Here is an 8,764-nt window from a genome sequence, read left to right on the forward strand (position 1 = left end):
TTAGTCTAGCAAAATTAGTGTAGCTTGCCGCCGTAGGCATCGCTCAACGAAGAGGCAGGGAACAGGGGTCATTTCCCCCTTGCTCCCTGCAATCTGCTGTAAGTCTTTACCCGGACACGATATGAGACAGCAGTTGGGCAATTTGCTGATTAATAATTGCAACATCAAAACGCTGACTAGCAGTAGTCCTGGCATTACTGGCTATAGTCGCAGTTATTTCCGTCTCCTGTAAACAAGTGCTAATTACTTGTGCAAGTTCCTGGGGTTCTCCTGGTGTCACTAGAAAACCATTAAATCCATGTTCCACTAATTCCATTACACCCCCAGCTTTGGCTGCAACTACAGGTTTTTCACATAGCATCGCCTCTACAATCACTCTACCAAAGGGTTCTGGCGAAGTAGAGGTATGTGCTACTAAATCACAAGCTGCCATTAACTGGGGAATATCAGAACGAAATCCTAAAAACTTGACGCGGTTTTCTAGTCTCAGTTGACTAACTTGTTGATGTAACTTTTGGACATAATCTTGTTCGCCAAATAGTGCATCACCCACTAAAATTACTGTCACTTCTGGCGGACATTTGGCAAGGGCTTCAATTAGAATATGCTGCCCTTTCCAAGGTGCAAGACGGCTAAAATGTCCGACAACAAATTTTCCTTCTAATCCTAACTGTTGGCGTAATTTATTAATGTCAGATTTATCAGTTTGATATTTTTTTGGCTCGAAGCCGTTATAGACAACTTCAACGATATCTGTGCGTCCTCCTGCTTGCACAAAAGCTGTTTGACTAGCTTGAGAATTAGCAATTACTAATGATGCAAAACGATTAGCTAAGTTAATCGCAATACGAAGATTAGTTTGACTAAAATGTTCTTGGGAAAGAATATCATGTAAATGATAAACCAGAGGGCGACGACTGAAAAAACTTGCTAATGCTCCGACAACTAATGCTTTTTGGGTGTTGGCATAGATTAAATCGTATTCACGCGCTTTTTTAACTACCTTATTAATCAGAGGTGCAAGTTGTCCCAAACTCTTGAATCCTTGTCGCAAATTGCTTTCTTTGCGAACTTGGATTGCTTGAGTTGCAAGAACTTCTACGGGGATATGATTTTGCTGTAATAAATGTTTAAATGCGCCATCTGCAAATAAACTTACTAAAGCGCAATCGCCATAAGGTTTAGCAATGTCTATTAAACATAATTCGGCACCACCTGGTTTACCGCTTTGGTCTAAAAAAAGAATTTTCATTATTTTACTAATATAATACAATATGGTTGATTAGAGATGCAACATTTCGCATCTCTACTTGTTTAATTTAATAAAACATTCCGTACTTGTTGGGCAATTTGATTCCAGTCGTAATGTGTGGTGGCATACTGGCGACAGTCCGCTCGTGAAGGGATGGAGATATTTTTTAAAAGCACTTGCTCTAATTTTTCAGCAATAGCTAAAGCGTCTGTGGAAGTAGTAATTAAATCGGGTGAAAATTCTGATAAAATTTCTGGCATTCCGCCAACAGGGGTACATAAAACAGGAGTACCACAGGCTAAAGACTCAACTATTACTAATCCAAATCCTTCAAAAGATTGACTAGGCATAATAGTCAATTCAGCAGCTTGATAAGCTATAGGTAATTGCTCATCAGGGAGAAAACCTAAAAATTTAACATTGTCATCTAATCCTAATTCTGTAGCCTGTTGTTGGAGTGCAGCTTGGATGTGACCACGACCTGCGATCGCTAGCCAAACATCTGGTATTCTGGGCTTAATTATCGCCAGTGCTTGCAATAATTTGTCAACACCGGTTCGATGTACTAAGCGGCGGGATGTAAATATAATCCGGCGATTATTAGGCCAGCCTAGCTTTGTACAAGCCTCCTGGGGTGATAAATTTGGTTGAAACCAATTAATATCAACTCCACCGGGAATCACATTAATTTTGCTCCACGGTACTTGATATTTATCATGTAAAATTTTACCAAAAGCTTTGCTCAAAACAATGAAGCGATCGCACCGATTATAAGTGTTTTGTTCGATTAGCCAGTGTTTGATTAAAAGGCTGAGGTTTTTGTTAACAACTTCCTGCTGACTCTCAGAAGCCCAAGGTCCATGAAAGTTAAAAGTAATAGGTACTCCCTTTGGTAAAATATCTAAAATAGGAAAGCTGTATAATGCAAAGTGTAAATTAATAGCATCTGGTTTGCTGGTTCTTGTTTTCTGAAAATTCGTGCGAATCGACCATAATCTTTCCCAAATAGGACTATCAGGAGAAGCCAAGTTAGTCAGCTTAATCGGCGAATTTATTTCAACCTCTGGTAAACCGACTCCACATAATTCAACCTGGTCTTGATTTGCAGCTAATTTATGAGTTAGTTCATAAATATATCTTTCTAATCCTCCTGGACTTTTGGGAAACCAGCCTAATCCCAGGGTGAGAATAGATGCTGATGAAGCAAAATTTTCTGATTTATTTTCCACTAATGGATCTCCTATAAATATACTAAAACAAGCGCACAGATATGCGCTTTTATATCTGTATCTAAACCTGAATCAATAGAATTTATGAATACACATTACTAATAATAATTTTTGTCTAGAAAACCAATTTATAAACTATTTATATATCAACGTCAATAAGGAATCAAAGCTGTATTTTTATTAACTAGATTACACCTAGATAGATATATATGATACCTCTCAACTCAAAAATGTGAATGCTTTATAGGGAGAGAGAAAAGCTGCTATAAAGTCATAAATATAGAACATTTTTGTATTAATGCTTACCATTTTGATTTAAAAATAAGTAAATATTAATACCTTAACTCGACCATATTTATTTTTGTCGCCACGCGATACTCCTGCGGAGTCGTTACGCGATCGCCTAAGCTGAAACCTTTATGGGAAGGGAGGTTTACTTTTTTAAGTTTATCGATATCTGTGATGTGGAAAAAGTATTTACCAAAAATCTAGGGTTTTTATCGGATAAAGAAAACCAAGTTCTTAATTTTGGATAAAGTCGAGCTTAAATAATCTTTTAAAGATATTAACTGAAAATTCAAAGAATAAGGGTAGCTATATAAAGCTTATGTAAAATAAAAATAATTTGCTACTTATGTATCATTTTTTTTTACGAACCGCAGAGGACGCAGAGAAAAGAAAGAGAAGGAAAAAATTGCTTAACTGAACTGTATTGACTTATATATCGCTTTTCAATCACTCTGTTGAACGAAAAATCTCAGCCGACTTTGAAAGCAAGAGTGATTGGGGTAATAAATAATGCTAACGCTTAGTACTTGTTTCGTGCGCTGATTGGTAGAGAACTAAGGCGTTTTCACGTAAAATTGCTACAGAAATTGTCTCAGCTTCAGCTACAGTTATGTCAGAATCTGTAATTGCTTGCTCTAGCACTTCCCCTAAAACCTGGCGACCCCACTTTGCACCCAAGTAGTATAATTCTGGAATTGAGTGAGCATCAGAAGAATACATTAATTTAGTAGTGGGAGTTAATTCTAACATCTGCCTAATTGCTTCCCGCATCCCAGATACGCTTAAAAAGGGTATTGCCAAACCAAAATCTAGATAAACTTGGGGATATACAGAAGCTAAATAACCAGCCTCCTGCATGTAAGGATATGAAGCGTGTAGCAATACTATTGGTACATGGCGGTACTGCGGTAACTCTAGTAAATATCGCAGATTTAGAGGATTAGCCAATCGTAAATCTAAGCTGGGATCGCCGTAGCCAGTATGAAATTGCACTGGTAAGTGGTATTTTGCTGCTACTGATAATGCCTGTTGTAACAAAAAATCAATCAGAGGTTTATCTGTCAGTCGCAGAGGTTGATTGTGTAGTTGTTGTTTGAGGTTGTCAAACTGAGCCGCCGCCACCTCGTCAGCTACCGGTTGAATATCCAAACCACTCCGGTAACAGGCAATACTTTTAAAAGCTACTACTCCCAACGGTGTGGGATCAAGTTCACTGTTGAATCTGGCTAGGAAAGTAGCAAAATTAGGAGATTGTGGAATTAGCTGTTCTGCTAATAGTTCTAATCTCAGAATTCGTCGCACAGGAATCAACCTTTCATGCCACGACAGAGGTAGGATAGTTTCTGGCTGCAAACCATCATCTAAGTAAATCGCCTCTACGTTAGCAGCCCGAAAATAAATTTGCGTTAGTTCTTCTAATCCTAGACTTTCTCGCCGTGCCAAAATTGCTGTTTCTTCAGCTTCGCAGTTCAATAAAGCAGCAATATCGCGCAAGCTACGCCGATAAAAGAAGGTATAACGAGCATGGTAGTTGATGATTTCTGAATCGTAGCCTTCAGTAAAGGCGGCTGCATAGGGAGACTGGGCAGCTACTTCTGGTTTTAAGATGTTGTGGGCGTGTTGATCGATTAAAGGAATATCAGCCAGATTCATTTTTAGTAGGGAGTAGGGAGTAGAGAGTGGGGAATTAGGAAAAGACTCCTTACGTAATGGTAATTACGAATTACGAATTCCGAATTCCGCCTTGCGGTACTAGTATTTTTCTAATAATGTTTTCACTTCTGCGGTTAATTCCCAATCTTTCATTGCTTGCCACTCTGCTTGACGCACTGCTAAGAACGCTTTGGCTAACTGGGGATTTAAAGCTGTTAATAGGATATCGTCTTGCTGGAGATGAGCGATCGCTTGCCCTAAATTATTTGGTAATGGGTCTATTTCATTAGTATTGCGTTCTTCAATTGATAAATATCCGGGGTCTTGATTTACTGGGTTTGGTGGTGTGAGACTGTGCTGCACGCCATCAAGTCCGGCTGCGATCGCTGCTCCCATTGCTAAGTAAGGATTAGCTGAGGCATCTACAGTTTTCAATTCAAAGTGGCTGGGACAGCCCAAAGCAGGGTTACTAGGGACTCTAACGGCAGCCTCCCGATTATCTAATCCCCAACAACGGAAAGCACCACTCCAACTATGAGGAAGAATGCGGCGGTAAGAATTAGTACTTGGGGTAGTTAGTGCCATCAGTGCCGGCAGATGGTGTAGGATACCAGCGATAAATTGTAATGCCACCTCAGAAAGACCATAGATATTCCGAGGATCGGGTAATAGGTTTTTCTCGCCATGCCAAAGGCTCAGATGGATATGACAACCACTACCAGCTGCATCCGGGAAGATTTTGGGTAAAAATGAAGCGATGAGGTTGTGGCGGTGGGCGATCGCTCTGACAGTTTCTCGAAAAGCAATTTGCCAGTCAGCTGCTTGTAAAGCATCGGTATAGCGCATGGTAATTTCCTGCTGACCTGGGCCTGATTCAGGATAATACTGTTCGACAGGTATACCTTGGGCAATAAGTGCATCAGCGATTTCATCAATTACTTCGCGGTGAAGATCCATTGCCTGAGTTGAAGCAAAAACTGTGGAGTCAGCCGGAATGATGCCATCAGGTGTTTGCCGTAGTAAATAAAACTCATTTTCAAAGGCTGCTCGTACTTCCCAACCAGTTGATTTAGCTGCCGCAATCATCCGCTTCAAAAAATTTCGTGGGCATAACCCCCAAGCAGCACCATTTAGTATCATATTGCCCATGACACGAGCATGACCAGGACTATAAGGTAAAGGCTTGAGGCTAGACCAATCTGGGACTAAGCGAATTTCACCTACTGGCCCTAAATTTGTTTCTGGCACAACTGCATCATACATTACGGGAATTCCCTGCTGCCCTACAGAAATCCCTACTCCATGTTCAAAGTAGTGAGCTAACATTCCCAGATGCACAGCTTTGCCACGGATAATATTAGCATTATCGCACCAAAGAACTCGCACAAATTTAATATCAGCTTCTTCAAGATATTTTCGTATTTTTTTAAAGTTATTTTTTTCAGCCATTGCTAGTTATTTTTATTTTTACTCTGTTATTCTCTGTTATTTTCTCATGAAAGTTATGGCAGAGTGATATCAGATGCCGTGTCCATACATAGACCGGATTTTAGCCACTTCAAAATAGTTAGATTTTTTTACGGATTTTATAAACAATGATTGTATATAAATAATTAAAACCTGAAAATTATATGATAAATAAATTACTGACGCAGTTTAAAAAACTCCGTCATCATCTCAATCAGCACATCAAAAAATTATCTAATACTAGATATTTACAAAGAAGTAAAACTTTCAAATTTTTACTCAGTCTGACTGTTGCAGTTATTGTTACTACCCTTGGAATTACAACAGACTGGGCGACAACTGGAACACGCACACTTACACATAATACTATTGGCAGTGATAATCTGCGGGTAGAAAATAATACTGAAATACCCACGCTTACACACAAAATATTACCAATAAATAATACTATTGGCAGCGAACATCTGTGGGGACAAAACAATACTGAAATACCTACGCTTACACACAAAATATCACCAATAAGTAATACTATCGACAGTGAAAATCTGCTAGTACAAAATAAAACTGAAACACCCACACTCAACTACAAAACATCGTGGATAGGTAATACTATTGGCAGTGGAAATCTGCGGGTACAAAACAATATTGAGGCAATGTATGTTGCCCCTGATGGCACAGTTTATACTAACAGCCATTGGGATGAGGCAGGAATGGAGGCAGGAATCTATAAAGATGGTAAGGTTATTGCTGCCCTTGGAGATACTCATGGCTGGAGTCGTGGCGGTGGTAAAGCTGTAACAGCAAATAGTAAATATGTTTACATTGCCATGACTCAAGGTTCTAGGGGCGATACAAAAGAAGATTACCCACCGGAAGGAACAACTTGGTATAGTGTTAGACGCTATGACTTGACGGGGAAACCTGCGCCATTTCCGAATGGGCGTGGTTGGGATAAAAGTATGTTGATTACCAGTACTAAAAGTGAAGTGACTGGATTAGCAACTGTAGAAAATGAGTTGTATGTGAGTGATTTTGCTGCTAATCGGATTCGTATTTATGATACTGATACGATGAAAGAACTCCGCAGCTTTAGCGTTGCGAATCCGGGAGCAATAACTATCGATCCCCAAAAAAATCTGTGGATTATTCAAGGCAAAAATGGTAGTAAACCTGCAAAAATTCTCCATTATTCCCAAAGTGGAAAGCAATTGCCCCAAGAGATTGCAGATATCGTCGAACCAACTGCGATCGCAGTTAATCATCAAGGTAAGCTGTTAGTGGCAGAAAATGGCCCGCGTCAGCAAATGTTGATTTACGACATCAAAGATCAACCAGTGCAGGTAGGTAGTTTCGGTTCTAAAGGCGGTATCTATGCAGGAGTTGCGGGTGAAGTTCGAGATTTGAAACTTTATGGACTTACTGGAGTTGGTACAGATGCTTCCGGTAATATCTATATAAATAGTAATGGTTTCAACAAATCAGGAACAGATTTGCGGAAATTTTCATCATCGGGAAAACTGCTGTGGCGATCGCTGGGATTGATATTCGTCGATAATGCAGATGCCGATCCTAAAACTGATGGTGTAGATTTATTCACCAAACAAGAACACTATCTGATGGATTACAGTAAGTCTGCTGGTAAACAATGGACTTACAAAGCCTACACTTTAAATCCTTTCAAATATCCTCAAGATCCCCGTCTGCATACATCGCCAGATGGAACCTTTGTTCGCCGCATCCAAGGAAAGCCGTTTTTGTTCCTCACAGATATGTATAACAGCTTTCTGCAAATTTATCGTTTTAATCCCGCCACAGATGGTAAAGTTGCTATCCCCGCCGGAATGTTTGTCGGTACTAATAGCACAGATAAACCATTTTTCGCCGGAAATTGGCCACCGCATCAGCCAGAACAAGGCGAATGGATTTGGCGCGATCGCAATGGTAATGGCAAATTTGAAAAGAACGAATACGATCGCAACAAAGATTATCCTCATCTCGGCGGCTGGTGGGTAGATAGTAAAGGAGATATTTGGAAAGCTTTGCGAACAGAAGATGGCATTCGCCACTATCCTTTACAAGGAATAGATTCTAAAGGCAACCCCATCTACAACTATAGTTCGATGGAAAAGCAAGCTACTCCCAAAATATTTAACGACTTGCGGCGGATCGAATATTTCCCTAAAACAGATAGTATGTATTTGTCAGGCTTCACGGTAGATCATCCTGCATTGGGCGACGATACTGGAGTTGCTGGATCTGAAATTGCTCGTTTTGACAATTGGAGTCAAGGAAATCGTACCCCCAAGTGGCGGATTGTAATTCCCTACGACAGCACTGGTAAGCGCGAAGTGTCTACAGCCGCAATCAGTGTAGCGGGAAACAATGTATTTGCTGTGACAGTTAAAACCGCAGAAGTATATGTCTACAATGCCACAACGGGAGCGCAAGTACAACAGTTAAAACCAGGCCCAGAAGTTGGTAGCGAAAGTGGCTGGATTGATATACCCTACGGTATCCGCGCTTTTCGGCGTTCCAATGGTGAATATTTGGTATTTGTAGAAGAAAATTGGAAAGGAAAAGTGATTATGTATCGGCTAGCCGGGTAAAGGGATTTGTGGTTAATTTACCTGGGCGTTTTGTTTTTGACTCGCTTACATCCCCTCCCTCAACGAAGTAGCTACGATGTACACATAAGTCTGAAATAGCTGATTAACCAAGGTTTTACCCCTCCCTAACCCTCCCCTTGCAAAGGGGAGGGAACTAGATTTCTTTTTTCCCCGCTTTATAAGGGGGGTAATTCGACTTGTGTGTATACCGCAGCCTTGCAAAGGGGAGGGAACTAGATTTCTTGTTTCCCCCCTTTGCAAGGGGGGAT

Annotated in this window: 5 protein-coding genes; 1 reads left to right on the forward strand and 4 read right to left on the reverse strand. The window is 40.3% G+C overall.

Going from position 1 to position 8,764, the window contains the following annotated elements:
* Window positions 1-106 precede the first annotated feature (106 nt).
* From HWQ37_RS32445 to HWQ37_RS32460, 4 genes are all read right to left on the reverse strand, one after another.
* Window positions 107-1,252 carry a glycosyltransferase family 4 protein gene (locus tag HWQ37_RS32445; protein ID WP_292755196.1) on the reverse strand — a complete coding sequence of 382 codons (1,146 nt, stop codon included), beginning with the start codon at window positions 1,250-1,252 and terminating at the stop codon, window positions 107-109.
* Between the two features lie 62 nt (window positions 1,253-1,314).
* Window positions 1,315-2,481, reverse strand: coding sequence for a glycosyltransferase family 4 protein (locus HWQ37_RS32450; protein ID WP_292755198.1), 1,167 nt, complete (start codon window positions 2,479-2,481; stop codon window positions 1,315-1,317).
* 801 nt (window positions 2,482-3,282) lie between these two features.
* On the reverse strand, window positions 3,283-4,422 hold the full coding sequence (locus HWQ37_RS32455) for an amidohydrolase family protein (RefSeq protein ID WP_292755200.1): 1,140 nt from the start codon (window positions 4,420-4,422) through the stop codon (window positions 3,283-3,285).
* 99 nt (window positions 4,423-4,521) lie between these two features.
* Window positions 4,522-5,871: a glutamine synthetase family protein gene (locus tag HWQ37_RS32460; RefSeq protein WP_292755202.1), complete on the reverse strand. Its 1,350-nt coding sequence runs from the start codon at window positions 5,869-5,871 to the stop codon at window positions 4,522-4,524.
* Between the two features lie 182 nt (window positions 5,872-6,053).
* On the opposite strand from HWQ37_RS32460, the gene HWQ37_RS32465 reads away from it, so the two are divergent.
* On the forward strand, window positions 6,054-8,495 hold the full coding sequence (locus tag HWQ37_RS32465; protein WP_292755204.1) for an NHL repeat-containing protein: 2,442 nt from the start codon (window positions 6,054-6,056) through the stop codon (window positions 8,493-8,495).
* The last annotated feature ends 269 nt before the right edge of the window (window positions 8,496-8,764 follow it).

The organism is Nostoc sp. NMS4, assembly GCF_017115095.1.
In the GTDB taxonomy this organism is placed as follows: Bacteria; Cyanobacteriota; Cyanobacteriia; order Cyanobacteriales; family Nostocaceae; genus Nostoc.

Excerpts from the sequence above, each read along its gene's own strand:
- HWQ37_RS32465 (WP_292755204.1), top strand. The coding sequence starts at position 6,054 with ATGATAAATAAATTACTGACGCAGTTTAAAAAACTCCGTCATCATCTC.
- HWQ37_RS32445 (WP_292755196.1), bottom strand. The coding sequence starts at position 1,252 with ATGAAAATTCTTTTTTTAGACCAAAGCGGTAAACCAGGTGGTGCCGAA.
- HWQ37_RS32460 (WP_292755202.1), bottom strand. The coding sequence starts at position 5,871 with ATGGCTGAAAAAAATAACTTTAAAAAAATACGAAAATATCTTGAAGAA.
- HWQ37_RS32455 (WP_292755200.1), bottom strand. The coding sequence starts at position 4,422 with ATGAATCTGGCTGATATTCCTTTAATCGATCAACACGCCCACAACATC.